At 67.6% G+C, this 23,885-nt stretch carries 27 protein-coding genes and 1 tRNA gene; 15 read left to right on the top strand and 13 right to left on the bottom strand.

The annotated features are described in order from the left end of the window. Positions 1 to 942 carry an MBL fold metallo-hydrolase gene (locus ABD156_RS29670; RefSeq protein ID WP_344280976.1) on the top strand — a complete coding sequence of 314 codons (942 nt, stop codon included), beginning with the start codon at positions 1 to 3 and terminating at the stop codon, positions 940 to 942. 4 nt (positions 943 to 946) lie between these two features. On the opposite strand, the gene ABD156_RS29665 is transcribed toward ABD156_RS29670, so the two are convergent. Beyond that, the gene (locus tag ABD156_RS29665) at positions 947 to 1,330 is read right to left on the bottom strand and encodes a hypothetical protein (RefSeq protein ID WP_344281263.1); all 384 of its coding nucleotides are present in this window, start codon (positions 1,328 to 1,330) and stop codon (positions 947 to 949) included. Between the two features lie 102 nt (positions 1,331 to 1,432). Next, positions 1,433 to 2,611 (bottom strand): cytochrome P450, encoded by a 1,179-nt coding sequence (locus ABD156_RS29660; RefSeq protein ID WP_344280973.1) that lies wholly within the window; start codon positions 2,609 to 2,611, stop codon positions 1,433 to 1,435. A 207-nt stretch (positions 2,612 to 2,818) separates the two neighbouring features. Between ABD156_RS29660 and ABD156_RS29655 the strand changes: the two genes are divergently transcribed. Further along, positions 2,819 to 3,169 carry an antibiotic biosynthesis monooxygenase family protein gene (locus ABD156_RS29655; protein WP_344280970.1) on the top strand — a complete coding sequence of 117 codons (351 nt, stop codon included), beginning with the start codon at positions 2,819 to 2,821 and terminating at the stop codon, positions 3,167 to 3,169. 4 nt (positions 3,170 to 3,173) lie between these two features. Here the strand turns inward: ABD156_RS29655 and ABD156_RS29650 are convergent, their stop codons facing one another. Further along, positions 3,174 to 3,770, bottom strand: coding sequence for a TetR/AcrR family transcriptional regulator (locus ABD156_RS29650; protein ID WP_344280967.1), 597 nt, complete (start codon positions 3,768 to 3,770; stop codon positions 3,174 to 3,176). Positions 3,771 to 3,868: 98 nt separating this feature from the next. On the opposite strand from ABD156_RS29650, the gene ABD156_RS29645 reads away from it, so the two are divergent. Together ABD156_RS29645 and ABD156_RS29640 are read left to right on the top strand one after the other, a co-directional pair. After that, on the top strand, positions 3,869 to 4,888 hold the full coding sequence (locus ABD156_RS29645; protein WP_344281260.1) for a glycoside hydrolase family 113 protein: 1,020 nt from the start codon (positions 3,869 to 3,871) through the stop codon (positions 4,886 to 4,888). A gap of 32 nt (positions 4,889 to 4,920) precedes the next feature. Further along, positions 4,921 to 6,234 carry an MFS transporter gene (locus tag ABD156_RS29640; protein WP_344280964.1) on the top strand — a complete coding sequence of 438 codons (1,314 nt, stop codon included), beginning with the start codon at positions 4,921 to 4,923 and terminating at the stop codon, positions 6,232 to 6,234. On the opposite strand, the gene ABD156_RS29635 is transcribed toward ABD156_RS29640, so the two are convergent. After that, complete coding sequence (locus ABD156_RS29635) at positions 6,235 to 6,909, bottom strand: TetR/AcrR family transcriptional regulator (RefSeq protein ID WP_344280961.1); 675 nt, start codon at positions 6,907 to 6,909, stop codon at positions 6,235 to 6,237. Positions 6,910 to 6,964: 55 nt separating this feature from the next. Then, positions 6,965 to 7,603: a TetR/AcrR family transcriptional regulator gene (locus ABD156_RS29630; protein WP_344280958.1), complete on the bottom strand. Its 639-nt coding sequence runs from the start codon at positions 7,601 to 7,603 to the stop codon at positions 6,965 to 6,967. A 126-nt stretch (positions 7,604 to 7,729) separates the two neighbouring features. Between ABD156_RS29630 and ABD156_RS29625 the strand changes: the two genes are divergently transcribed. Continuing rightward, positions 7,730 to 8,188, top strand: a complete 459-nt coding sequence (locus tag ABD156_RS29625; RefSeq protein WP_344280955.1) for a cupin domain-containing protein — start codon at positions 7,730 to 7,732, stop codon at positions 8,186 to 8,188. 90 nt (positions 8,189 to 8,278) lie between these two features. Further along, positions 8,279 to 9,265, top strand: a complete 987-nt coding sequence (locus ABD156_RS29620) for a methyltransferase (protein ID WP_425546118.1) — start codon at positions 8,279 to 8,281, stop codon at positions 9,263 to 9,265. Here ABD156_RS29620 and ABD156_RS29615 read toward each other — a convergent pair. After that, on the bottom strand, positions 9,262 to 9,822 hold the full coding sequence (locus ABD156_RS29615) for a TIGR03086 family metal-binding protein (RefSeq protein ID WP_344280952.1): 561 nt from the start codon (positions 9,820 to 9,822) through the stop codon (positions 9,262 to 9,264). The two genes, ABD156_RS29620 and ABD156_RS29615, sit on opposite strands and share 4 nt — an antisense overlap. Positions 9,823 to 9,888: 66 nt before the next feature. Here ABD156_RS29615 and ABD156_RS29610 point away from each other — a divergent pair, with 66 nt between their 5' ends. Together ABD156_RS29610 and ABD156_RS29605 are read left to right on the top strand one after the other, a co-directional pair. Further along, positions 9,889 to 10,857 carry an RNA polymerase subunit sigma-70 gene (locus ABD156_RS29610; RefSeq protein WP_377928069.1) on the top strand — a complete coding sequence of 323 codons (969 nt, stop codon included), beginning with the start codon at positions 9,889 to 9,891 and terminating at the stop codon, positions 10,855 to 10,857. Next, complete coding sequence (locus ABD156_RS29605; protein WP_344280949.1) at positions 10,851 to 12,005, top strand: AAA family ATPase; 1,155 nt, start codon at positions 10,851 to 10,853, stop codon at positions 12,003 to 12,005. Before ABD156_RS29610 ends, ABD156_RS29605 begins: the two co-directional genes overlap by 7 nt. Before the next feature lie 46 nt (positions 12,006 to 12,051). On the opposite strand, the gene ABD156_RS29600 is transcribed toward ABD156_RS29605, so the two are convergent. The 5 genes from ABD156_RS29600 to ABD156_RS29580 form a co-directional block, all read right to left on the bottom strand. Further along, positions 12,052 to 12,861 (bottom strand): SDR family NAD(P)-dependent oxidoreductase, encoded by an 810-nt coding sequence (locus tag ABD156_RS29600; protein WP_344280946.1) that lies wholly within the window; start codon positions 12,859 to 12,861, stop codon positions 12,052 to 12,054. Positions 12,862 to 12,907: 46 nt separating this feature from the next. Next, the gene (locus tag ABD156_RS29595; protein WP_344280943.1) at positions 12,908 to 13,690 is read right to left on the bottom strand and encodes a helix-turn-helix domain-containing protein; all 783 of its coding nucleotides are present in this window, start codon (positions 13,688 to 13,690) and stop codon (positions 12,908 to 12,910) included. A 16-nt stretch (positions 13,691 to 13,706) separates the two neighbouring features. Then, positions 13,707 to 14,975, bottom strand: a complete 1,269-nt coding sequence (gene ftsW / locus ABD156_RS29590; RefSeq protein ID WP_344280940.1) for a putative lipid II flippase FtsW — start codon at positions 14,973 to 14,975, stop codon at positions 13,707 to 13,709. Between the two features lie 138 nt (positions 14,976 to 15,113). After that, positions 15,114 to 16,355, bottom strand: a complete 1,242-nt coding sequence (locus ABD156_RS29585; protein ID WP_344280937.1) for an LCP family protein — start codon at positions 16,353 to 16,355, stop codon at positions 15,114 to 15,116. Between the two features lie 85 nt (positions 16,356 to 16,440). Then, positions 16,441 to 18,063 (bottom strand): NRAMP family divalent metal transporter, encoded by a 1,623-nt coding sequence (locus tag ABD156_RS29580; protein WP_344280934.1) that lies wholly within the window; start codon positions 18,061 to 18,063, stop codon positions 16,441 to 16,443. 420 nt (positions 18,064 to 18,483) lie between these two features. On the opposite strand from ABD156_RS29580, the gene ABD156_RS29575 reads away from it, so the two are divergent. Next, positions 18,484 to 18,999, top strand: a complete 516-nt coding sequence (locus tag ABD156_RS29575) for a pyridoxamine 5'-phosphate oxidase family protein (RefSeq protein WP_344280931.1) — start codon at positions 18,484 to 18,486, stop codon at positions 18,997 to 18,999. A 61-nt stretch (positions 19,000 to 19,060) separates the two neighbouring features. Further along, positions 19,061 to 19,912, top strand: coding sequence for an SDR family oxidoreductase (locus ABD156_RS29570; protein ID WP_344280928.1), 852 nt, complete (start codon positions 19,061 to 19,063; stop codon positions 19,910 to 19,912). 30 nt (positions 19,913 to 19,942) lie between these two features. Here ABD156_RS29570 and wzt read toward each other — a convergent pair whose 3' ends face one another. Further along, entirely contained in the window at positions 19,943 to 20,689 is a 747-nt protein-coding gene (gene wzt / locus ABD156_RS29565; RefSeq protein ID WP_344280926.1) for a galactan export ABC transporter ATP-binding subunit Wzt/RfbE, read from the bottom strand. Positions 20,690 to 20,767: 78 nt separating this feature from the next. On the opposite strand from wzt, the gene ABD156_RS29560 reads away from it, so the two are divergent. Continuing rightward, positions 20,768 to 21,388 (top strand): TetR/AcrR family transcriptional regulator, encoded by a 621-nt coding sequence (locus tag ABD156_RS29560; RefSeq protein ID WP_377928107.1) that lies wholly within the window; start codon positions 20,768 to 20,770, stop codon positions 21,386 to 21,388. A 16-nt stretch (positions 21,389 to 21,404) separates the two neighbouring features. Further along, a tRNA-Arg gene (locus ABD156_RS29555) sits at positions 21,405 to 21,477 on the top strand. A gap of 111 nt (positions 21,478 to 21,588) precedes the next feature. Here ABD156_RS29555 and ABD156_RS29550 read toward each other — a convergent pair. Further along, the gene (locus ABD156_RS29550; protein WP_344280921.1) at positions 21,589 to 22,821 is read right to left on the bottom strand and encodes an NsdA family TPR-like regulatory protein; all 1,233 of its coding nucleotides are present in this window, start codon (positions 22,819 to 22,821) and stop codon (positions 21,589 to 21,591) included. A 178-nt stretch (positions 22,822 to 22,999) separates the two neighbouring features. Here ABD156_RS29550 and ABD156_RS29545 point away from each other — a divergent pair, with 178 nt between their 5' ends. Genes ABD156_RS29545 through ABD156_RS29535 form a run of 3 tightly spaced genes read left to right on the top strand, consistent with a single transcriptional unit; the run spans position 23,000 to position 23,874 of the window. Next, on the top strand, positions 23,000 to 23,182 hold the full coding sequence (locus ABD156_RS29545) for a hypothetical protein (protein WP_344280918.1): 183 nt from the start codon (positions 23,000 to 23,002) through the stop codon (positions 23,180 to 23,182). After that, a complete protein-coding gene (locus ABD156_RS29540) occupies positions 23,179 to 23,589 on the top strand; it encodes a hypothetical protein (RefSeq protein WP_344280915.1) in 411 nt (136 codons plus the stop codon). The genes ABD156_RS29545 and ABD156_RS29540 overlap by 4 nt, the downstream gene beginning before the upstream one ends. Before the next feature lie 21 nt (positions 23,590 to 23,610). Next, positions 23,611 to 23,874, top strand: coding sequence for a hypothetical protein (locus ABD156_RS29535; RefSeq protein WP_344280912.1), 264 nt, complete (start codon positions 23,611 to 23,613; stop codon positions 23,872 to 23,874). The last annotated feature ends 11 nt before the right edge of the window (positions 23,875 to 23,885 follow it).

Raw genomic sequence — 23,885 nt, 5'->3', positions numbered from 1 at the left:
ATGCCCAAAGAAATTCCCTACACCAAAGGACATCACCGGCTCACCGAACACTGCTCGGCTTGGCTGGTCCCGGACGGAACGTGGGGCTGGAGCAACGCCGGGCTGATCGCCGGGGCCGGAGAGTCCCTTCTCGTCGACACTCTCTTCGACGTGCCGATGACCCGGGAAATGCTGACCGGTCTGTACGAAACCACAGTAGACAGTCCAATCAAGACAGTCGTGAACACGCATGCCAACGGGGACCACTGGTTCGGCAACGAACTGGTCGCTGACGCCTCCATTGTCGCGTCCGAGGCCACGGCGGAAGAAATGCGCACCAACGGCCCCGACCTCATGCGCGGCCTGGTGCATCAGGAAGGTCCGCTCGGCCGGTTCGCCCAGCACATCCTCCACCCGTTCGACTTCGACTCCATCACCGCGACCTACGCGACCCGGACGTTCGCCGAACAGCTGAAGCTCGATATCGGCGGCGTGGCAGTGGAAATCCGCTGTCTCGGCCCCGCGCACACCGAGGGCGACAGCGTCGTGCTGGTTCCGGACGAGGGTGTGCTGTACGCCGGCGACCTGTTGTTCATCGGCGGCACCCCGATCACCTGGGCAGGCCCGGTGTCGAACTGGATCGCCGCCTGCGACGCGATGCTGGCGATGGACGCCGAGTTCGTCGTCCCCGGCCACGGCCCGGTCACCGACGCCGACGGCATCCGCTCGGTCCTCGACTACCTGCAGTGGGTGCAAGCCGAGGCCGCCGACCGCCACCGCCGGGGGATGACCCCGGAGGAGGCGATGCGCGACATCTCGCTTGGCCGGTTCGCGGACCTCGACGAGCACGGCCGTCTCGCGCAGAATGTGCTTGCGGTGTACTACGAACTAGACCCGGAGATGGAACGGGTGGACACGCGTGAGGTGTTCCGCCGCATCGCCGAACTGGAAGGGTTCGCGTGAGCCGCTAACCGGCCACGGTCAGGATCCCGAGCGCCAGCAGTACGAGAACCTTCACGGTTTCCGTTGCGATATAAACGAAATGCGCCCGAGACCGCGGCAACTCCGCGCCTTCCGGGGCGGCGAGGACGCGGTCCGTCCGCCGGTTCAACGCCGGACGGACCGCTCCCAGCTGCCCGATCAGCACCACGACAGCCACCGCCGCCAGCACTGTTACGGCGACCCCCGGCTGCCCGACCACCACGGCGACCACCACCCCCGCCGCGAGCACAATCTCGGCGAGGTTCAAGGCCCGGAACACCAACCGGCCGATGCCGAGGCCGATCGGGATGGTGACTCCCGGCGCTCGGAACTTCAGCGGGGCTTCCAGGAACGAGATGGCGAGCACCATCCCGAACCAGACGAACGTGAAGGCGCCAATCAACGCAATCCCATGCACAGCGCGGAAAACCTCGATTCCCGTGTTCGATCCGCCGCTGCCAGGCTACTCCCGCTACCAGGTCACCGGCAGCCGCACCGGACCGTAAATCGACGCGTCGTGCGGCAGTTCCACTTCAGCGAACGGCACCGCGAGCCGCAGGCCGGGGAATCGCGCGAACAGCCGGAACAGCGCGGTCCGCATCTCGACCCTGGCCAGCTGCTGCCCGAGGCATTGGTGCACGCCGTGCCCGAAAGCCAGCTGCCCGGCCGCTTTCCGGGTGACGTCCAGCTCGTCCGGGTCCGGGAACTTCTCCGGATTCCGGTTGGCCACCGGCAGCGACACGACGATCGGGTCGCCCGCTTTGATCGCCACGCCGCCGAGTTCGACGTCCTCCCGCGCGGTGCGGATCGGGCCGATGTGGATCACGCTGAGGTAGCGCAGCAGTTCCTCGACCGCGCCCGCGACCAGGTCCGGATCAGCCTTGAACTTCGCCAGCTGCTCCGGGTTTTCCAGCAGCGCCAGCGTGCCGAGCGCGATCATGTTGCGGGTCGTCTCGAACCCGGCGACCAGCAGCATCATGCCGATGTTGGCGAGTTCCTCGTCGGTCAGCTCGCCGCCGCGGACCAGGTCGGACAGCAGATCGTCGCTCGGCGCCGCCCGCTTCTCCTCGATCTGCCCGGCGATGAACGCGACGACGCCCTGGGTGGCGTCGATCCGCTCGGCGATCGGGACGTCCTTGGAGAACATCGTGGTGGTGAACCTGTCGAATTCGGCGCGGCGCTCGTACGGCGCGCCGAGCAGTTCGCAGATCACCAGTGACGGAACCGGCCGCGCAAACGCTTCCACCAGGTCGACCGGACCGTCCGCGGCGGCCATCGCGTCGAGGTGGTCGTCGACGATCTCGGCGACGCGGTCCTCCAGCTTCCGCATCCGGTGCACGGTGAACGCCCCGGTCAGCAGCTTGCGGTAGCGGTGGTGGTCCGGGTCGTCCATTCCGCTGAACACCCCCGGATCCGCTGGTTTCGGTTCCGGCAACGGGCCGAAGTCGAGCGGGATCTTCGACAGCTCCACTCGCGCGGACATCCGCTTGTCCGAGAGGACTGCCCGCACCTCCTGATATCCGGTGACGAGCCAGCCTTGCCCGCCGTCCGGATACGTCAGCGGCTCGACCGGAGCCTGGGTGCGCTGGGCCGGCGCCGGATCGAACGGACACGCGCCCCTTTCGAGCGGGAGTCCTGCCTGACGGGTCATCGTCGCTCCTTCCCCTCTGAATAGTTCAGAAGGTACACAGCTTTCACAAATTTGTGAATAGAATGTCCAAGCTGAACGCGGGGCGGGCGGGGATTCACCGGCCTGGCCTAGTGCTAGCGCCGCTAGACAACCGAGCGGCAGCAGTGCTAGCGTTGCCTCAACATCTAGCAACGCTAGATTCAGTCACCGGCAAGGAGAAGTGCCCACATGGCCAAGTTGCAGAGCCTCGACCCGCGCACGCCGATGTTCGCTCAGTTCAAGGAGAAGACCGGACCGATCGTCCTGGCCAACACCTTCGTCGTCCCGGAGGGGAAGACTGAAGAGTTCCTGGCCATTTTCAAGAAGCAGGCCGAGTACATGAAGGCTCAGCCCGGATTCGTCTCGCTGCGGATGCACCGCGGAACGGCGGGCAGTCGGCTGCTGATGAACGTCGCGGTCTGGGAATCGACCGGGGCGCTCGCCGCCGCGTTCGGCAGCCCGGAGTTCCAGCGCCTGGCGGCCGAGACTTCCGACGACATCGAGTCGTACCCGCACATCTTCGAGCAGATCGACGTCTGAGCCCTCAGGCCTCCGCGGCGTCGAGGGCCGGAACGAGCGGTTCGAGCATGCGCCGCACCAGCTCCGGCAGTGATCCGGACACCACAACGAGGCCGTTGCCAGCCGGTTGCGTCCACTGCTCCAACGCGACCCGCACCGCCGCCGCGACGGAGGCGGCCAGCACGCGCGCGGTCTGCGGGTCGCCGATCCGGGTCGCGATCACTTCCTCCAGCGGGTCTTCCAGCGCGGCCGGGGCGTCGAGGAATGCCGTACGCAGCCCGGGATTCGTGGTGATCAGCAGCAGTGCGTCGCGGCTCTGCTCGCCGGGGTCGGTGTACTGCTCGGCGATCGCGTCGATGATCGCCGCGGCCAGCCGAGTCTCCGGGAGGCGCTCGGTGACCGCGGCGGCGATCCGGCTTTCGCGGTCCGCGGTGACCGCGGCGACGATCGCTTCCTCGCGGCTGGAGAAGTAGTTGTTGTAGGTCCGCGGCGAGACTCCGGCCGCCTCGGCGATGTCGTCGACGCGGACGTTCGCCGGCCCGTGTTCGAGCGCCAGCCGCAGCGCTGCTTCGCGCAGTGCGACGCGGGTGGCCTCCTTTTTCCGTTCGCGCAATCCGGTCACGTGCCCAGTCTCGCAGTGTTCGTGCGCCTACGCAAACTTGCGCGCGCGCAAGTTTCGTGCGTAGAGTGAGCGGCGTCCCCGAACGAGAGGAAACCGCCATGCGCGGCAAGGGAATGACGTACGAGACCGGATTCGTCCGCAATGGACGGTCGTCGCGGGAGAGCTTCGAACCGGAGGTGGTGAAACGCGAACTGGCGATCATCCGCGACGACCTGCACTGCACCGCGGTGCATCTCGTCGGCGGCGATCCGGAGCGGCTGGAGCGGGCCGCGCGGTGGGCGGCCGACCTGGGGCTGGAGGTCTGGTTCTCGCCGTATCCGCTGGAGCAGACCCACGAAGAGATGCTCGCCCTCTTCGCCGACTGCGCCACCCGGGCGGAACGGCTGCGCGCCACCGGAGCGGACGTCGTGTTCGTGACCGGCGTCGAGTTGAGCGTGATGAACCACGGCTTCCTGCCCGGCGAGGACGTCGCGGAACGGGTCAGTTTGCTGCTCGCCGAACCCGCGGGCCGCGCCGAGCGGCTGGCCGCGGTGGGCAAGCGGCTCGACCCGTTCCTCGACACCGCCGTCAAGCTCGTGCGGGAGCGGTTCCACGGGCCGGTCACCTACGCGTGCATCCAGTTCGAGCAGGTGGACTGGAGCCGGTTCGACTTCGTCACGGTGGAACTCATCCGCTCCGCCGAGGTCGCGCCGATCTTCCAGGGCGGTGTGCGAACCCTGGTGGCGCAAGGGAAACCGGTCGCGATCACCGGATTCGGGACGGCGACCTGGCGCGGCTCCGGCGACGTCGCGCCGCGGAGCATGGAAATCGTCGAGTACGACAAGGAAACCGGCGATCCGCTCCGCATCGACGGCGAGTACGAGCGCGACGAAGCCGGGCAGGCGGGGTATCTGCGCGAACTGCTGGAGATCTTCGACGAGGAGGGAGTGGACAGCGCGTTCGTGTTCCTGTTCGCGCTCTACAACTATCCGCACCGGCCCGGCGGCAACGATCTCGACCTCGCCAGCTTCGGCCTGGTGAAGGTCCTGGAAGACCGCTCGGGCACGGCGTACCCAGGGCTGAACTGGGAACCGAAGGAGGCGTTCGCCGCGGTCGCCGAGCATTACGCAAAACCTTGACGCGGCAGGGTCCGGGCGGGTGAGATCCGGACATGTCGACGAAGACGAGCGCACTGGGCAACCGGGTCATGGCCAAGGCGGCGGTGCGGATCATGCCGCTGCTGATGCTGCTGTACTTCGTCAACTACCTGGACCGGGTCAACATCGGGTTCGCCGGTCCGAACGGGATGAACAAAGAACTCGGCCTCACCGCGACGGCGTTCGGCCTCGCGTCGGGGATCTTCTTCATCGGCTACCTGATCCTCGAGGTGCCGAGCAACCTCGCACTGCACCGGTTCGGCGCGCGCCGCTGGATCGCGCGGATCATGATCACCTGGGGCGCGGTGGCTGTCGCGATGGCGTTCGTGCCGAATGCCACGACGCTCGTGGTGCTGCGGTTCGTGCTCGGCGTCGCCGAAGCGGGGTTCTTTCCCGGCATCATTCTGTATCTGACGTACTGGTTCCCGGCGGCGCAGCGGGCGAAGGCGGTCGCGCTGTTCATGTGCGCGGTGCCGGTGTCGAGCGCGATCGGCTCGACCGTCTCCAGCCTGCTGATCAGCGGTGGGCACGGCATCTTCGGCCTGTCCGGCTGGCGGTTCATGTTCCTCGTCGAAGGCGTTCCGGCGATCCTGCTCGCGGTCGTCACGTGGTTCTGCCTGAGCGACCGGCCGGAAACCGCGAAGTGGCTGTCGGCGGAGGAACGCGACTGGCTCACCAACGAACTCGACACCGAACGCCGCGCCACGGAAGCCGAACACCACTGGCCGCTGCGGAAAGCGCTCACCCACCCGCGGATCCTCGGGCTGGCGTTCGTGTACTTCGCGGTCGTCTACGGCCTGTACGCGCTGGGCTTCTTCCTGCCGACGATCATCGCCGGGTTCGGTGAGGAGTTCGGCACCAAACTGACTGTGCTGCAGGCGGGTTTGGTGAACGCGATCCCGTACGTCGCGGGTGCGCTGGTGATGGTCCCGTGGGCGCGCCACGGCGACCGCACCGGCGAACGGACGTGGCACGTCGCGCTGCCGATGCTCGTCGGCGGCGCGGCGATCCCGGTCGCGCTGTATCTCGGAAACCCTTACGCCACAATGACCGCGGTGACCATCTGCGCGATGGGCGTGTGCGCGGCGCTGCCGACGTTCTGGGCGCTGCCGTCGAACTTCCTGTCCGGCGCGGCTGCCGCCGGCGGGATCGCGCTGATCAACGCACTGGGCAACCTGAGCGGGTTCGTCGCGCCGTATATGACGGGCTGGCTGCGCGATCTGACCGGTACGCAGCGGACTGGTTTGTGGGTGGTCGGCGCGTGCATGGTGGCCGGGGCCGTGCTGGCGGTGGCGTTGGGGGCGAAGCCGCGCGCGTCTCGCCGGTGATCAGGAGGCGCGGCGTACTCGGTCGGTCAGCACTCGTACTTCGGTCTCGAACAAGGCGTCGGCGTCGAGTCCCATCGCGGTGAAGCCGCCGCCGATTTCGAGGCTGACGAAGCCGTGCAGCCGCGACCACAGCGCGACTGCGAGCTGGTGGTTCTCGGTGTTCGCGCGCCGGGCGTCGAGCACTTCCTCGTTCTCGTATGCCGTCGGCTTCTCGACGGTGGCGGAATCGAGGTGGTGCAACACCCCGAGCACCACGCCCATCAGCGACCGGGCCGCTTCGGCGAGCGGCTTGGCGTGCGCGTCGTATCCGGGGAACGGCGCCTTGAACAGCAGCTCGTACCGATGCGGTTCTTCCCGCGCCCAACGCCGGTATGCGGCGGCCAGCAGCCGGACCCGCGCTTCGGCGTCGGGTGCGTCGGTGTCGAGGGCGTTCGCCATGGCCTCGCGGAGATCGTGGTACGCGTCGATGACCAGGACGGTCAGCAGCTCGTCGCGGCTCGAGAAGTAGCGGTACAACGCAGGACCGGAGACGCCGAGCTGCTTGGCGATGGCGTTGATGGAGATCGCCTGCGCACCGCCCGCCGCGAGCTGGTTGAGCGCGACGAATTTGACCTCCTCGCGCACCTGCTCGCGGAACCGTTCGCGCATCGGCTTGCGGGTGCCTGCTGCGGGCATCCCCACCTCCTTGACGACGCCCGACGGTAACATGGCCGATCGTTCGGAAGACCTTCTAACTCTTCGCCGTGCTCTCGAAGGCCTGCTCGACTTCCTCGCGTTCGACGGCGGGACCAGGCACTTCCCTCGGCCCCGCGGTCGCGATGCCGTTGAGGAAGTGCGCGATCTGCCGTCTCGCCAGGTGGGTCCAGTCGAGGACGGCGGCTTTCGGCTGCGTGAGCAGGGTGCTGAACGCGATGAGATCGGTGGCGTTGACCTGGCCGCGGATGCTGCCGTCCGCACGGCCGGTCGCGAGGAAGAAGCCGAGCCGTCGGTAAATCGACTTTCGCGCCGCGACGGCCTCCGGGGTGACGAGCGGAGGCGCGCCGTGCAACGGGAGTACCAGCTGGTCGGCGAGATCCACGGTGCCTTCGAGATAGCGGGCGACCGCGTCGAGGCCAGTGCAGTCTTCGTCGGCTTCGATCCGGTCGAGCAGGCTGTTGAGCAGGCCGTACGCGCGGTGTTCCAGCGCCTGCAGCAACGCGTCGCGGTCAGCGTAGCTGCGGTAGAGCGTGCCGATCCCGAGACCGGCCTCGGCGGCGATAGTGGCCAACGGAACGTGCCGGCCTTCACGGAGCACCGCCGCGGCAGCCGAGGCGAGCAGCCGTTCGCGGTTGGCCTCGGCGTCCTTGCGGACCTTGCGCGGGCGGGACATCGGGTCTCCTTGCGGTGCCTGGACACTGCCCGTCAGTTTAGGCTAATCTGAATAAGCGGACGAAATGTTCCGGATTTTCTGTCGAGTCGTCCGTCTTCGGATTCCGTTGCCTCGCAGGGAGAATCGATGACCTCTCTTCCCCCGGACGATCCGCGACGCAAGCTCACCGTCGCGCGCCCGAACGACCTGCCGAGCATCGAGCTCGTCGGCGACAGCTACACGATCCTGGTGTCCGGCGACCAGACCAACGGCCGCTACTGCCTGATCGACATGCGCGTCCCGCCCGGCGGCGGCCCACCGCCGCACCGGCACGACTTCGAGGAGATGTTCACCTTGCTCGAAGGCGAGCTTCGGTTCACCTTCCGCGGCGAGGAAACGATCGTGCACGCGGGCGAGACGGTGAACATCCCGGCCAACGCGCCGCACTTCTTCCGCAACATCTCCGACCGGCCCGCGCGGATGTACTGCATGTGCTCCCCGGCCGGACAGGAGGAATTCTTCCGGCAAGTGGCAAGTGCGGAGAAAGCGGAGCAAGGCCAGCGGGCGCAGTCGTTGGCGGCGAAGTATCACACCGAGCTTTTGTGACGGTGTTCGCGGCGTTTGAAGGCCGCTGAGCGTGAAAGCGTTGGCGTAGCCGGGAAAAACCGGTTGACCGGGCTGGCAAAGTGGAGTCACGTGAGTGATGACGCGAACCACCTCCTCCGCGCTGCCAGCCTGGCCACCCCGATGGCGTTGCGGGTCGCGGTAACGCTGGGCCTGCCCGACCGGCTGCGCACCCCCGGAACTGTCGACGACCTCGCCGCGGACCTGGATCTCTCGCCGATCGCGCTCGACGTCCTGCTCGGCCACCTGGTCACGCTCGGCGTGGTCGAGCACACCGACAACGGCTACCTGACCACCTCGTACGGCGAGAACTTATGCGCGGACAAGGAAAACGGCGTAGCCAACCTGCTGCACCTGGACCGCGCCGCCGGTCGTGCCGAACTCGCTTTCGTCGAACTGGCGCACAGCCTCCGTACCGGCGAGGCTGCTTACTCCCGTCGGTACGGCAAGGATTTCTGGACCGATCTCGCCGAACAACCGCACCTGCGGCAATCCTTCGACCAGCAGATGACCACCCGGTTCCGTACCGAGATCCCGCAAGTGGTCGCCGGAATCGACTGGTCCGCGTTCGGCACCGTAGTCGACGTCGGCGGCGGACGAGGAGATTTGCTCGCCGCGATTCTCGAAGCTCAGCCGAAACTGCGCGCCCATCTGATCGACCTCGAACCCACCGCGAGCGAGACCCGCGCCGCCTTCGCCGCACGCGGCCTCGCCGACCGAGCCGAGGTGCGAGGCGGCAGCTTCTTCGACCCGCTCCCGCCCGGAGCGGATGCCTATGTACTGGTGGACATCCTGCACAACTGGGACGACGAGAACGCCCGGCGCATCCTGCGACGGTGCGCGGAAGCAGCGGGCCCGTCCGGTCGAATCCTCGCGATCGAAGCGGTCAGCGGAATTCGCGCACGCACCGAAATGGACCTGGTCATGCTGGTCCATTTCGGCGGGCGCGAACGACGGGTGGAGGAATTCCGCACTCTCGCCGATTCCGCCGGCTTAACGCTGGAATCAGCAGCCCCGCTGACCGACCAGCGGGGTCTGCTGACCTTCCGCGCCGGCTAATTCGGCGACCGGCCGAGCAACGCGGCCAGCCGATCCAGTGGCGGCGCGTCGTCCTCGATCGGCACCGGCGGAGCGAACGGACTCCGCTCCGCCGGAAGCTCGGCCAGCTGTGCCGAACTGAACGCGATTTCCCGCTCCACCAAGGCATCCTCGAACTTCGCCTGCTGACCGGTGGCGCAAGCGAGGTCCCAGCCGTGCACGAGTTCCTCGACAATCCGCAGATGCGCCGCGGCGACCCCGGGAACCGTCCCGGCCGGGACCTCGACAACCTGCTCCAGCACCCCCGGCTGGCGGAACGCCGAAAGCAGCCCGGCCACCGCGTCCCGATAGGCCGCGACCGGATCGTCGCCGAGCGCGTCGGAAGCACGCGGGTCCAGCGAGCCGCCCGCCTCGCCGCGCAGGACGGCCGTGAACAGCCGGTGCCCGAGGACCAGATGGTTCACCAGTTCGCGGACGGTCCACTCCGAGCACGGCGTCGGCGCGTCCCAGCGAGACACGCCGGCGACCAGCTCGCCGGTGGACTCGAGGACGGCGGCCAGATCGTCGACAGGGTTCATCGTTTCGCCTTTCTCAGGGGTCGCCAGTAGAGACACCGCCCGCCCCGGAAACGGAACGGTGGCAGGATGCGAAGGGTGGGCCAGGACATCCTCGATCGCGCACGCGCCGGAGACGCGCACGCCTTCCGCGAGCTGGTCGAGCCCTATCGGCATGAGTTGCAGGTCCACTGCTACCGCCTCCTCGGTTCGCTCACCGACGCCGAGGACTTGCTGCAAGAGACGCTCCTCGCCGCCTGGCGCGGCCTGGACGGGTACGCCGGTCGAGCCTCGGTGCGCGCCTGGCTGTACCGCATCGCCACCAACCGCTGTCTCAACGCTATCCGCGACGCCGGCCGCCGCGTACCGGCCGAACCGTCGCCGCCGTTCACCCCGACCGAACCCACGCGCCGCACCGACGTGACGTGGCTGCAGCCCGCGCCGGACGACCCCGCCGCGCACTACAGCGCCAAGGAAACCTTCGAGCTGGCGTTCGTCGCGGCCCTGCAGAAACTCCCGCCGCGCCAGGCCGCCGTCCTCGTGCTCCGGGACGTGCTCGACTACTCCACCGCCGAGGTCGCGGAGATGCTGGATACCAGCCCGAATGCGGTCAAAGGCGCTCTGCAACGCGCGCGGGCCCAGTTGCGCCAGACCGTCGAACCCGCTCCGCCGGCGCCCCGGGAACGGGAGATCGCGCAACGCTTCGCGGACGCGTTCAGCGAGGGCGACGTCGAGGGCGTAGTCGCACTTCTCACCGACGACGGTTGGCTCGCCATGCCGCCCGCGCCGCACGAGTACGTCGGCCGAGAAGCGGTCGCCGCCTTCCTCACCATGTTCGGTGAATGGCGCGGCAACCGGCGATTCCGCCTGGTCTCAACGCGAGCCAACACCCACCCAGCCTTCGCCTGCTACCTCACGGAACCCGGTGGGAATGCCGCGCATCCCGCCGGAATCCTCGTCCTCATGCCGTGGGGCGACCGAATCCGCACCGTCACCTGGTTTCTCGAACCTGAGTTGTTCCCGCGCTTTGGCCTCCCCTCGGAGGTATCGGCGTGCTGACCACCCTGGCCATCCAGAACTACCGCTCGCTGCGCGACCTGGTGCTGCCGTTGTCGCAGCTCACCGTGATCGTCGGCGCGAACGGCACCGGAAAATCCAGCCTGTACCGCGCGCTGCGGCTGCTCGCCGACGCCGGACGCAACGGCGCGGTCGCCGCCCTAGCCGGTGAGGGCGGCCTGCCGTCGACGCTGTGGGCCGGTCCGGAGACGATCAGCCGATCCGTGCGTGAAGGCCGGACGCCGGTACAACCGTTGCAGCGAACCAAAGCGGTCGGCCTGCGTCTGGGTTACTCCGGCGATGAATTCGGCTACGCCTTAGACTTCGGCCTCCCCGTCCCCGCTGAGACCGCCTTCAACCTGGACCCCGAGTACAAACGCGAATGCGTCTGGCACGGCCCAGTTCTGCGTCCTTCCGCGTTGCTGGCCGACCGCTCCGGCACGAGAGTCCGCATCCGCGACGATTCCGGTCGCTGGGCCGAGAGCGGCCACTCGATCGCCCTCACCGACAGCATGCTGAGCGAGTTCGCCGACCCTCGCCGGTGCCCGGAACTCCTGATCGTACGAGACCGAGTCCGCGCGTGGCGGTTCTACGACCATTTCCGCACCGACGCCGACGCTCCCGCCAGGCAAAGCCGCATCGGCACCCGCACCTGGGCCCTGAACCACGACGGCGGCGACCTGGCCGCGGCCTTGCGCACCATCCAAGAGTCCATCGACGCCGACGCCCTGACCACCGCGATCGACGACGCCTTCCCCGGCTCGTCCGTAGAGGTTGTCGCTGCCGACGGCCGATTCGACCTCCGCTTCCACCAACACGGCCTGCTGCGCCCGCTGAGCGCCGCTGAACTCTCCGACGGAACCCTGCGTTACCTGCTGTGGGCCGCGGCGTTGCTGAGCCCGCGCCCGCCGGAGTTGCTGGTATTGAACGAGCCGGAAACCAGCCTGCATCCGGACCTGTTGCCAGCGTTGGCCGCGTTGATCACCGCTGCGGCTAAGAAGACGCAACTGCTGGTGGTGTCGCATTCGCAGCTGTTGGTGCGGTTCCTGGAGGACGCTTCGGTGCTGGAACTGGAGAAGGAATTCGGCGCGACCGTGGTGGCTGGGCAGGGTCGGCTCGACCAACCGTCGTGGCATTGGCCGAAACGGTGACACCTGGAGTCGCTGGGCTGGCCGCTGAAGAGGCTTCCGCACAACTCTACCGCTTAGCCCGTTGCCCCTCCGCCAACTGTTCGGTAATCGCCTCCGCACCAAGACGCCGTTGCACAGCCGCTGCCAACCCTGGCGCGATCCCGCCGAGCAACGCCGTCATCCGCAACCCGAACGGTGCCACGTCGATCTCCGCGAGGTTCCGTTCGATCGCCCGCACGGTCGCCCGCGCGACCTCGTCCGGCGTCCGGGTTCCAACACCGAACGGCAACGCCGCCCCCGAATCGGCGAACATGCCCGCATCGCTGATATAGCCAGGAAACACCGACGACACACCAACATTGAACGCCCGCAGATCCTCACGGAGCGCAAGAGCAAACCCGCGCAAGCCGAACTTCGTCGCGTTATACAGCGAAGCCTGCCCAGACGCCGTCTTCCCAGAGAGCGACGAGATGAAGACGAGATGCCCACGCCGCCGCGCCATCATCTGCTCGGCGACCAGCTTCGCCATCACGACCGGCGCCCGCAGGTTGACCTCAAGCGCGCGATCGACCTCGTCGAGCGAATAATCAGCCAGCAGCCCCGCCGCAGGGAGAGCCGCATTGGCGACGACGAGGTCGATTTCCCCCGCCACCGCAAGAAGTTCCTCGACCGCGCCCCGCTCGGCGAGGTCAGCCGGAACCGCGCGGCCACCCACCTCGGCGGCCAGCGGTTCGAGCAACTCCGCCCGACGCCCGGTGAGCACCAGGTCGGCACCGTGCGCGGCCAACGTTCGGGCGAGCGTCCGCCCGAGTCCGCCGGTCGCTCCGGTCAGCAAGGTCTTCGCGCCCCGCAATTCCACAGTGGACAATTTCGCCATGCCAGCAGTGTGGCGCGCGCGGGACCTTCGGGTATTGCACAAATGTTCAGGCGAACGCCCTGCGATCCGCCGCGAACCCCGCGTCGACTGCCAGACCACCCGGCGTCACCCCGGCGAACGCCACGACATCCCGGTGCAGATGCGACTGGTCGGCGTACCCGCACGCAGCCGCGACATCGGCCGCACTAGCCCCTGCCGCCAGCCGCCGAGCAGCATGGTCGAAGCGCACCAGCTTCGCCGCTCGTTTAGGCGGCAACCCGACCTGCGCGCGGAACCGGTCCCACAACCGCCGCCTGCTCCACCCGCATTCGGCCGCCAGCGACTCGACCCGCACCCGGCCGCGGCTCCGGACGATCCGCCGCCAAGCCCAGGCCACCTCCGGATCCGTCGCCGGAACCACCGAGAGCCGCCGGGCGAAAGCGTTCTCCACCAGTTCGAACCGAGCGTCCCACGAATCGGCTTCGCTCAGCTGGTCCCGAAGCCGGTCCGCGTCCCGGCCCCACAACTCGGCCAGCCCGACCGTCCGGTCCAGCTCCGCAGGTCCAGCGCCCAATCCACAAGCGGCCAACGGCGGCAACCGGACCTCTACGCATTCGAGGCTTTCCCCGCGCAGCCGCACCCCGCGCGGCCCTAGCCCGGCGACGAAGCTGCCGTGCTGAGCACCGTCGTCCACGAGAAGTTTGCCGTCGCCGAACTCCAGCACCACGGTGATCGCCGGATGCGGCACCACTCGCAGATCGACCGTGCCGCCCGTCCGGTGGCGGAATCCGCCCAGGGACAACGGACCCGCGCGAGCGGGTCGCGCGACGTCCCAGGCGGCGCTCTCCACTACCGCAGTGTAAGAGTCAGCGAGGCCGCACCGGCCGTCGTGCGCGAGCCGGCTTCGCCGACGCCCGGACCGGCCGATACGGCTCCGGCACCGGCAGCCGCAGAATCCGCCCGATCTTGCCCGGCCCGAGGTGATTCAGGTCCGCCACCGCGGCGGGCTCGTGCCGTGCGCAACTGGCGAGCACCCCGAACAGGAACATCGTCACGATCAGCGACGTCCCGCCGTACGACACCAGCGGCAGCGTCACCCCGGTCACCGGCAGCGCGTTCACGACGTACCCGATGTTGACCGCCGCCTGCGCCACCAGCAGCACGGTGATCGTCGCGGCGACGATGCGGATCCACGGGTCGAGGTTGCGCGTCGCGATCCGCAGGCCGACCAGCGCGAGCCCGCCGAACAGCAGCAGCACCACCGCGCAGCCGAGGAACCCGAGCTCCTCGCCGATAAGCGCGAAAATGAAGTCGTTCTGCACGTTCGGCAGGTACTTCCACTTCGACGCGCCCTGCCCGAGCCCGACGCCGAACAGCCCGCCCTCGGCGAGCGCGTACTGCGCCTGCACCGCCTGGTATCCGGCGCCGGAGGTGTCCGCGTCGGGGGAGAGGAACGACAGCACGCGCGCGAGCCGGTAGTCCGCGACCAGCGCGAGCACCACGAACCCGCCGACGCCGCCGGCCAGCAGCGCGGCGAACAACCGTCCCGGCGCGCCGGAGAACCACAGCAGCGACAGCAGCACGATGCCGAGCGAGATCGTCCCGCTGAGGTTCGGCTGCGCCATGACCAGCGCGAACATCAGCAGCGCGACCGGAACCAACGGAACCAGCAGGTGCCGCCAGTGGTGCAGCAGCCGGGCCTTGACCACGAGAATGTGCGCGCCCCACAAGGTCAACGCGACCTTCGCGAGCTCGACCGGTTGCAGCGTCAGCGGACCGAGCGTGAACCACCGCTGCGCGCCGTTCACCTTCGCGCCGAGCGGGGTGAGCACCAGCGCGAGCATCGCCAGCGTGACCAGCATCAGCATCGGCGAGAGGGACCTGATCCGCCGCAACGGAATCCGCAGCCCCGCCCACAGCGCGACCAGGCCGATGAGGACGAAGATGATGTGCTTCTGGAAGGTGCTGTACACCCCGCCCGGCTGCGCGGAGGACGCCGACAGCACCATGATGACGCCGAGCAGCGTGAGCAGGCCGCACAGCGCGAGCACAAGGTGGAACGACGCCAACGGCCGGGACAGCCAGCCGACGATCGCGACCGGAACCCGGCTTCGTCTGTTCCGTGTCGTAGCCACCCGAGCACCGCCGTCCGCCGATTCTTTCGGCGCGGGAAAGAACGCGCCGGGCCGATTATGCCTGCTCTGTCCTGAAAGGACATTGAGGCGCGCGGAGTGTCCGTGGTCTCATTCGCGGTGCTGAAGCTATTTCACGAGTTATTTCACGCACGGGATTCCGCCTCCGCTCAACGCCGGCGGGGGAGCGGGGGTGGTGTTTCCGTGCGCCAGCGGGGTGACGTACGCGGCCGGGCTCGGCACCGGCGCTCCGCTGAGCAGTTGCGCGACCAGTGACTGGATTTGCGCGGTATTGACGAAGTTGACGTCTTCGCCGGACGGGCTCTTGCCGAAATGGTCCACCGGAAGGGTCACGAAACTGACATTTCCACCGGTCAGGCTGGACGCCTGTTTCGCGAGCGCGAGCAGGTCCAGTGAACTGTCGACCGCGGTGTTCTGCTTCGCGACGTCCAGAATTCCCTGGAGTTTCGCCGGATTCGTGAAGGTCCCGCCCTGTTTGAGCTGATACGCGAGCGAGGAGATGAACGCCTGCTGCCTGCGTTCGCGGTCGAGGTCGGTGAAATTGAGCGACGGATGCACGTAGTCCCGGCGCTGCCGGACGAACTCGACGGCCTGCTCGGCGCTGATCTCCTGCTGGCCGGCGTGGAAGTTCGCGCCCGAGTAGCTGTCCTGGGTGTCCTCGTTGAGGCACACCGTGATCGGCTGCACGACCTGGGCGATCTCGAAGAACGCGACCAGGGTGACCTCGACGAAATGGTCGATCGGGACGTCGCCGAGGAATTTCCGGACGGTGTCGATTTCCGCGCGCCGGCCCGCGTCCCGCGCCTGCTGCTCGCGCTGGGATTTGTCGGTGACGTTCTGCTGGACGAGCTGTTTGGCCTTTTCGTCGAACGCCAGCCCGTAGGCCTGTTTGATCTTGCCCTTGCACACGTTGTCCGGGCAGCCCGCCAGCGGAACGTAATCGTCGCGCGGAATCGAGATCGACGTCGCCTTGCCGCCGTTGCCGGGGACGTGCAGGAGCATCAGCACATTGGCGTTGTAGCCGCCGTCCTGCTGATCGCCGGCGTGCAGCGAGTCGTAGATGTTCTTCGGCAGCGGGTTGCCGTTCTCGTCGAGCCGTGAATCGAGGCCCATGATGAGGATGTTGGTGTCGCCGCCGCTGGAGGTCGACTGTCCGTCGAGCACGTCGGACACCTGCAGCCCGGACACGATGCCGTTGTAGGCCGCCCAGCCGTAGCCGGTCAGCGAAAGCGTCAGCGCGGCCGCGAGGGCCAGCGCGACCCGGCCGGTGATCCGCCGCCGCCGGGCCGCGGCGCGAGCGGCGACACCGCGTGCCGCCGCACCTCGGGATGCGGCGGCGCGTCTGTCGTTGGGGTCGGTCATCAGGCCTTCCGGTGCCAGGGCGTCACGGTTACCCACTGTTGTGCACACTCGCTGTGTACACGCTGAGAAGTTCTCTCACGCAGAGTTAACCCAGAGCCAGTTGGACGAGCTTCACGATGACGAGCGCCATCGCCAAGAGCAGATACGTGCGCAGCGCGGTCAGCCCGATCTTGCGCCCGGTCGACATCTCCGGCGGCGGCAAGTACTGCAGCGGCGGCATCCGCCACTCCGCGCGTCCGGTGCGATCGATCGGCGCGGCGTTCCGGCGGCGGCGAAGCAGCGCGTACCCGGCTGTCAGCACGCCGATCCCGCCACTGACCGCCATGATCAGGAAAATCTGGTCCGCGCTGATGTCCGGGAACAGCACCGCCGCGGTGAGGATCACCGACAGCACCACGAGCACCCCGACCACCACGGAGGTGAACAGGTTGGTGAGCCGTCCGTTGACCCACGGCCCGAGCACCGCTTTGTCGTTGCAGAGCAGCAACAGGAACACCGTCGCCGACGGCAGCAGCACTCCGGCGAGCGTCTGCACTCCGGTGGTGAGCAAGCCGAGTGGCGAGCCCGGAATGAGCACGATGGTGGCCGACAGCGCGACGAGACCGGCGTACACGGCGTAGAAGCCCTTCGCGTGCCGCGCCCCGCGATGCAGCGAGTGCTTCATCCCGAAGACGTCACCGATCGCGTACGCGCTCGAGAGCGACACTGCGAACGCGCCGACGATCGAAGCGTCCAGCAGTGCGACCGCGAACAGTGCGCCTGCTGTACGTCCCGCGTAAGCCTCGATGCCGTCCGTGACGCCAGCCGTGTCCGTGAAGGACGTGCCGGCACCGGCGAAGGCCGCCGACGCGATGCCCATGATCGCGGCCGCGCCGATCATCACCACGACCAGGCCGATCCACAGGTCCGCCTTCTCGTACCGCATGAACCGCGGCGTGATGCGCTTGTCGATCACGTAGGACTGCTGGAAGAACAGCTGCCACGGCGCGACCGTGGTGCCGACGATCGCGATGATCAGCAGCATCAGCTCGGCCATCCCGCCAGGTCCGGCGGGCATCGTGGGCACCAGCCCGCCGAGCATTTCCGCCGGCGCCGGGTGCGCGAACACGTACACCGGGATCAGCGTCAGCGAACCGAGGCAGAAGAAGATCGCGATCCGCTCGAACCGCCGGAAGCTGCCGGTGAACGCGGCTCCGATGATGACGGCCGCGGCCAGCACCACCGACGGAACTGTCGGCAGGCCGAGGTAGCGCGTCGCCATGGTGATGCCGATGAATTCGGTGACCAGCGTCAGCGCGTTGAGCAGGAACAGGTCGATCACCGAGAACGCGCCCCAGAACTTGCCGAAGCGTTCGAGGATCAGCCGGGCGTGCCCGACGCCGGTGACCGCGCCGAGGCGCAGCACCATTTCCTGGTTCACGTACAGCACCGGGACGAGCAGCAGGAGGGTCCAGAGCAGTTTCGGGCCGTAGTTCTGCCCGGCCTGGCCGTAGGTCGCGAACGCGCCGGCGTCGTTGTCGCCGACCAGCACGATCAACCCCGGCCCGACGATCGCGAGCAGGGTCTTGAGCTTGGCGGACAGGCCGGTGCGCGGCGCGGAATCGCCCGCTTTGATGGTGCCGAGCGCGCCGCGGATGTCGCCGACGTGCTGCTCGTCGAGGACGGCGGAGGTGCGCCGGTCGATGCTTACGGTGGTGTCGGTGGTCATGACGAGCACTCCCTTCGGCCCTCTTCCAGGCCGATCAGGGCACCCGCGACCGCCGGTTTCCGCGCACGATGACGACCCCGTCCGGAGCGGGCCGGACGGGCGGGGAAACCGGGATCAGCCGGGGATGCCGGAAGGTGGGGACAATCCGGGGTCCGGGGGCGTACTTCGCCCCGGGCTCGTATCGCTCATCGCCCTCACCTCCCCGTGGCTCGCGTCCGGCTTCCGGTTTTCTGGGCAGGGACATCCCGCCCTGGAACCACTCAACGCCATCCGCCGGATAACTGTCAAGCACTTGTACAAGTGTTGTAGTCATCAATGTGACTCAGGTCACTGTCGAGGTAATGTCGAGAACCCCGCCGCGGCTCCGTCCCCGCAGCACCTGGCCGCACGACGCGGCTGCCCGACGAGAAGGAGACCGCCATGGAACCGCAGGAAGTCGCCGAGGTCCTGAACCGCCCGCTCAGCCGCGAACTGCTCGCCCGCGACCTGACCCGGCTGGCCTACGTCGCGAAGGACGGCACGCCGCGCAGCATCCCGATCTCGTTCAGCTGGAACGGTACCGAGATTGTCCTGTGCACCACCAAAAACTCCGCGAAACTGCACGCGCTGAAGGAGAACCCGATGGTCGCGCTGACCATCGACACCGAAGTGCACCCGCCGAAGATCCTGCTCCTGCGGGGCCGCGCCGAACTGGACTACACCGACGGGATCCCGGACGAGTTCCTGGAAATGAACGGTTCCTACGAGATCACGCCCGAGCAGCGCGTCGAATGGGAAGCCGAGATCCGCTCTCTATACGCGGAGGGCATGGTCCGCATCGTCGTCACCCCGACCTGGGCGAAGCTCATCGACTTCGAGACCACCCTGCCGTCCGCGGTCGAGGAGTTGGTGCGACGCCGGGCGGCCGGCTCGGAAAGCCCCGCCGTCACCGGCTGATCCACTACACTGAATCGCCTACACGCGAACGTGATTCCCTCCACGCGCGAAGGCGGAGCGCATGATCCTGGTGACGGGTGCGAGCGGCAATGTGGGATCAGCGCTGGTCGCGCAACTGCGCGCGGCCGAGGTGCCGTTCCGCGCCGCCTATCATTCCCCGGAAAAGGCAAGGAAAGCCGCCGCCGGAATCGACGCCATCACCGTCGAAATGTCCGATCCTGCCACCGTGCAACCAGCGCTGGCCGGAGTGTCGAAGGTGTTCCTGCTCGGCGCGATGAGCCCAGGACAGACCGGCAACGAGTCCAATGTGGTCGAAGCCGCGGTGTCCGCAGGGGTCACGCACGTGGTGAAACAATCGTTGTGGCGGGCCGACGAGGAACTCACGCCGATCGCCCGCTTGCACCGTCCGGTCGAGCGGATGCTGGAAACGTCGCCGCTGTCGTGGACCTTTCTCCGGGCGAACTTCTACCTGCAAGCATTCTCGGGAAACTGGTCCGGAACCATCCGGTCCGGTAATTTCTTCGCCAGCCCCCTTATTCGCGGCCCGATCGCATTTGTGGACGCCGAAGACATCGCCCGCGTTGCTTTTCGCGCCCTGACCGAGGATGGTCACGCAGGCAAGGCGTACGCACTCAGCGGCCCCGAGGCGCTGACGTACGACGAGGCCGCGGCTGTGCTGTCGGAAGTGCTGAGCCGTCCGATCGCGTACCGCGGAATGTCGAACGAGCAAGCGCTTTCGGTGTTGGCTGAGTCTGGGATGTCGCCGTTTCATGCCAAGGCTCTGGTCGAGGTGTGCAATACGTACCTGGACGGCGGTGCGGAGACCGTAACGTCGACGGTCGAGAAGGTCACCGGTCGGAGGCCGCGGAGTCTCCGCGAGTTCGTGACGGCGCATCGGCAGTGCTTCGAGTAAGCATCGGGCGGTTGTCCATTGTGGACTCTGCTAGACGGCGGCCTTCCCGCTGTAAGCGTTGAGAACCTCGGCCAGCGAACCGTGTTGCCGCACCTGTCCCTCATCCATCCACAACGCGGTGTCGCAAAACTCCGCGAGCATCTCCTCGGAGTGATTCGCGAACACCAGAATCCCCGACCGCTTTACCAGGTCCCGGAGCCGATCGCGCGCCTTGGCGAGAAACGCCGCGTCGACCGCGCCCAGCCCCTCGTCGAGCAGCAAAATCTCCGGGTCGATCGTGGTCACCACGCCGAGTGCGAGCCGCACCCGCATGCCGGCCGAGTACGTGCGCAACGGCAGCTGCAGGTAGTCGCCGAGCTCAGTGAACTCCGCGATGTCCTCGACCCGCTTCGCCATCTGCCGGCGGCTCATCCCCAGAAACAACCCCTGGACCAGGATGTTCTCCCGCCCGGACTCGCCCGGATCCAGCCCGACCCCCAGATCGAACACCGGCGCGACCCGCCCGCTCACTTTTCGGACGCCGCGGGTCGGCTCGTAAATCCCGGACAGCAACCGCAACAACGTGGACTTCCCGGCCCCGTTATGCCCCACCAGCCCGACCCGATCGCCCTCGCCGAGCCGGAACGACACGTCCCGCAACGCCTCGATCACCGGCACCTTCGCCTCGGTGCCGATCTTCCCGCCGACCTTCCCGAGCACGCGCTTCTTCAACGACCGAGTCTTGGCGTCGAAGATCGGAAAGTCGACGTAAGCGTTGCGTACCTCGATTCTGACCATGATCCCTCCCCAGATGCGAATGGAAACTACCATTCGCATCTGGTCGGTGGCCAGGTTAAGGTGCCCCAGGTGAGCGAGATCAGCGAGGGCTTCCGCCCGCCGCAACAAGCGCGCAGCCGAGCTTCGCTGCAGAAAGTCCTGGCCGCCGCCGAGAAGGTGCTGGCGGAGCAGGGCTTGGAGTCGTTCACCGTCGCCGCGGTGGCCACGCAAGCCGGATTGTCGGTCGGCGCGATCTACCGCCGCTTCGAGGGCAAGGAACAGCTGCTGTACGCCGTCAAGGACCAGCTGCTGAGCCAACTGGAAGTGGCTGTCCGAGACGCCCTCCTCTCAGCGCCACCCGACCTTCGCTCGATCTTCGACGCCTTCGTGGCTGCTCTGGCGCGTACGTTCCAGGAACACGACCGGATCTTCCCGGAACTCCTGGACGCCCAACGCTCCGACGGCCGAGACCGCGGCCTCGCCGCCCTGTCCGCGATCCAGGACGCCCTGCTGGAAGCCGTGTCTTCATTGACCGAGTCCAGCGAGGCGAGAATGGCGGCCCGAACGATCATCGGCGCCTGCGTCCACCGCGCCGCGACCAGCAGATTCTGGCCGGACGACCGGTCCTGGGAGACGTGGGCAGCAGAGGCGGCGGAAATGGCACTGGCGTACCTGACTTCACCAGCCGCAGCCCCGGCTCCAGGCCCCGCTAGGATGTAGGCTGCAGCGCGCGACTGCCCTCGTAGCTCAGGGGATAGAGCACGGCTCTCCTAAAGCCGGTGTCGCAGGTTCGAATCCTGCCGGGGGCACATCTTTGCAGGTCAGGACCGTTTTCGAGCAAGGATGTTCGAACCGCGAAGGCCTAGGAGTCCATGAACTGTCCAAATTCATTGCGTGACGATTCGGACGTTCGCGCTAGCTCAGCGCGACGTTCCGGAGCGCTGCATCTCCTCGTACGCGTCGCGCAGGTCGCGCGCCTCGCTCATCTTCCGTGCCTCGACGGACTCGACCACCTCGGCGGCGCGCCAGTAGTTCGAGGGGACCACGCGCCCCGAGGCTAGCGCCGAGTGCGTCGCGCCGACCGCTTCGTCTAGCCGGTCGGTAGAGATCAGCGCGAGCGCCAGATCGAGGTTCGCCGAGGCAACGCGCCGCGGCCATTTCCCGTCAGGGGTCTGACGCTCAAGCCGTTTGATTATCTCCCGCGCGAAGGTCTCGGCGGCCGGATCGCCAGCCCACGCCAGCGTCGTAGCCATGTAGGCGACCGACTTGTTCGGGTCGTATCGGTAGTGGTGCTCCGGCCGGTCCGGCACTTTCAGCGGCGACACGAGGGTGGCGACCCGGCTCAGCGCGGCGTACATCTCTCGCCGGTCGCCGAGCCGCGCCAGCGCGCGCCCCTCCTGCGCCGACGACTGAATCTCGATCGAGCTTCCGCGGGGCGCGAAGGCCTGCGCTCGGCGCGACAGGTCGAGGGCGCCGACGTAGTCCTTGTTCGTGAGGAGTTGCCACGCCTCGGTTTCGTATCCCCACGCGCGGATCTCGTCGTGTCCCGCGTCCCTGGCGAAATCGTGTGCATTGCGGAGCCCCGCGCGCGCCGTCGAGGTGTTGTCAAGATCGATGTGCACCGTTGCGGACAGCAGCGAGAACCAGCCGCCGACGACGAACAGCCGCCGGTGTTCGGACAGCGTCATCCGGGCGTCCATCAGCCGGGAGACGTACGCGAGATATCCCCGGATCCGGGGTGCCAGCGTCGACGGCGCAGTGGTTGCGTAGTCGATCGCCAAGTCGTCCACGATGGCCTCTAGCTGGCACAGCGTCGCGTCGCCTACGTCGCTCGCCGCGACGCGTTGGGACAGCTCCAGCGCGGCGGCTTCGTCGTCCTCGGCGGAGCTGCCGACCGGTCGCAGCGCGGAAGCGCTCGGCAACAGCTCGAGCGAATCCGGGTCGGTGTCGCCGTTGATGTGCGCCTCAAGCTCTGTGCGTGAGATCCCCAGTTCCCGTGCGAGCCGCGATCGCACATGCAGCGCCGGAGCAGACTCTCCGCTTTCCCAGTAGCGGACGGTCCGTTCGGATACGCGGACGCGCTCCGCTAGCTGCTCTTGCGTGATGCTCTTCGCTTCGCGCGCCCGCCGCATCCCCGGCCGCCCCACCGTCATGCGTAGTCCAATCGTGCGACGTTCGCTCACAACCGCTCACAACGTAACCGCTGGTCAAGCGTACCAATTGCCGCTCTTTGCCGGACTGCTTCCTGGTCAAGCCGCCGAGCGCGCCGCAAGGTCATTCGAGGTGCCCGGGTCCCGCCCGAGCAACTGAACTGGGGAGAAGGTGACGAACGTGGCCTTCGGGATGCTCGGCGTGGCGCTGGTCGCCGAGATCGCATCCATCGTCGTTGCAGCGGTCGTGATCGGAGTGTCCATCCAATGGGTGTCGAAGTGGAAACGCGCGCGCCAGCAACGGAAACAACACCGACGGCAACGGATTGCCTTCCGATTGGTGGAGGAGGCACGGCACCGGTGACCGGGCTAGGGCTCGATGATCTTTTCCGGGAACTGCGCTACCACGAGTGGACGCTGTGGCTATTCGGCAAGCGGCACGCGCCGAACCTGTACGCCGCGACGCTCCAGTGGAACACCTGCACGGACGTGCTGATCATCCGCAGCGAGGAACGCGCGACCGCGTACCGGACGCCGCGGTTCCCCAACGGCGACCCCTTCCGGCCGACGGTCGTCTCGTGGCAGTACGGAGCGGATGCTCTCTGGACGCTGCGCGCCGTTCTCACTATCGGCGCGCCCGGACGGGCGGATGCGCCGTGCCAGGTTCTCGTTCCAGCGCCGGACGCACAGGTACCCCTCGAACTCGGCCGGCCGGCCACGATCCGGCCGACCGGCCTCGTCCAAGACCCCACGCCGAAAACGGTGTGGTGAAAGGAAAAGGAGAAGCTCATCATGACGACCCGTATGTCACTCACCGATGCGGACGAGCGTTTCGGGCTCGGCGTCCGGCGGGGATTCGTTCCGACAGCGGAACCCGTATCGGACACGGACAGCACCCCGTTCGGCTTGACCTTGCGGACCGCACCCGCGCCTCGCAACGTCGTCGTCTTGCGCACCGGAACCGGTGCCACGATGGCGACCGAAAGCGTGACCGAGCAGTCCACCGACGGCCAGGACGAGGGCGACACCCGCTTCGACGTCGCCAACGACATCTGACGGCGCCGACG

Source organism: Amycolatopsis albidoflavus, assembly GCF_039525725.1.
Lineage (GTDB): Bacteria > Actinomycetota > Actinomycetes > Mycobacteriales > Pseudonocardiaceae > Amycolatopsis > Amycolatopsis albidoflava.
This window is presented reverse-complemented; position numbering and strand designations above follow the sequence as displayed.

Excerpts from the sequence above, each read along its gene's own strand:
- ABD156_RS29635 (WP_344280961.1), bottom strand. The coding sequence starts at position 6,909 with ATGCCCGCAGCAGGCACCCGCAAGCCGATGCGCGAACGGTTCCGCGAG.
- ABD156_RS29570 (WP_344280928.1), top strand. The coding sequence starts at position 19,061 with ATGATCCTGGTGACGGGTGCGAGCGGCAATGTGGGATCAGCGCTGGTC.
- ABD156_RS29575 (WP_344280931.1), top strand. The coding sequence starts at position 18,484 with ATGGAACCGCAGGAAGTCGCCGAGGTCCTGAACCGCCCGCTCAGCCGC.
- ABD156_RS29615 (WP_344280952.1), bottom strand. The coding sequence starts at position 9,822 with ATGAACCCTGTCGACGATCTGGCCGCCGTCCTCGAGTCCACCGGCGAG.
- ABD156_RS29625 (WP_344280955.1), top strand. The coding sequence starts at position 7,730 with ATGACCTCTCTTCCCCCGGACGATCCGCGACGCAAGCTCACCGTCGCG.
- ABD156_RS29665 (WP_344281263.1), bottom strand. The coding sequence starts at position 1,330 with ATGGTGCTCGCCATCTCGTTCCTGGAAGCCCCGCTGAAGTTCCGAGCG.
- ABD156_RS29645 (WP_344281260.1), top strand. The coding sequence starts at position 3,869 with ATGCGCGGCAAGGGAATGACGTACGAGACCGGATTCGTCCGCAATGGA.
- ABD156_RS29660 (WP_344280973.1), bottom strand. The coding sequence starts at position 2,611 with ATGACCCGTCAGGCAGGACTCCCGCTCGAAAGGGGCGCGTGTCCGTTC.
- ABD156_RS29585 (WP_344280937.1), bottom strand. The coding sequence starts at position 16,355 with ATGACCGACCCCAACGACAGACGCGCCGCCGCATCCCGAGGTGCGGCG.
- ABD156_RS29670 (WP_344280976.1), top strand. The coding sequence starts at position 1 with ATGCCCAAAGAAATTCCCTACACCAAAGGACATCACCGGCTCACCGAA.
- ABD156_RS29535 (WP_344280912.1), top strand. The coding sequence starts at position 23,611 with ATGACGACCCGTATGTCACTCACCGATGCGGACGAGCGTTTCGGGCTC.
- ABD156_RS29600 (WP_344280946.1), bottom strand. The coding sequence starts at position 12,861 with ATGGCGAAATTGTCCACTGTGGAATTGCGGGGCGCGAAGACCTTGCTG.
- ABD156_RS29655 (WP_344280970.1), top strand. The coding sequence starts at position 2,819 with ATGGCCAAGTTGCAGAGCCTCGACCCGCGCACGCCGATGTTCGCTCAG.
- wzt (WP_344280926.1), bottom strand. The coding sequence starts at position 20,689 with ATGGTCAGAATCGAGGTACGCAACGCTTACGTCGACTTTCCGATCTTC.
- ABD156_RS29630 (WP_344280958.1), bottom strand. The coding sequence starts at position 7,603 with ATGTCCCGCCCGCGCAAGGTCCGCAAGGACGCCGAGGCCAACCGCGAA.
- ABD156_RS29640 (WP_344280964.1), top strand. The coding sequence starts at position 4,921 with ATGTCGACGAAGACGAGCGCACTGGGCAACCGGGTCATGGCCAAGGCG.
- ABD156_RS29550 (WP_344280921.1), bottom strand. The coding sequence starts at position 22,821 with ATGACGGTGGGGCGGCCGGGGATGCGGCGGGCGCGCGAAGCGAAGAGC.
- ABD156_RS29580 (WP_344280934.1), bottom strand. The coding sequence starts at position 18,063 with ATGACCACCGACACCACCGTAAGCATCGACCGGCGCACCTCCGCCGTC.
- ABD156_RS29610 (WP_377928069.1), top strand. The coding sequence starts at position 9,889 with ATGCGAAGGGTGGGCCAGGACATCCTCGATCGCGCACGCGCCGGAGAC.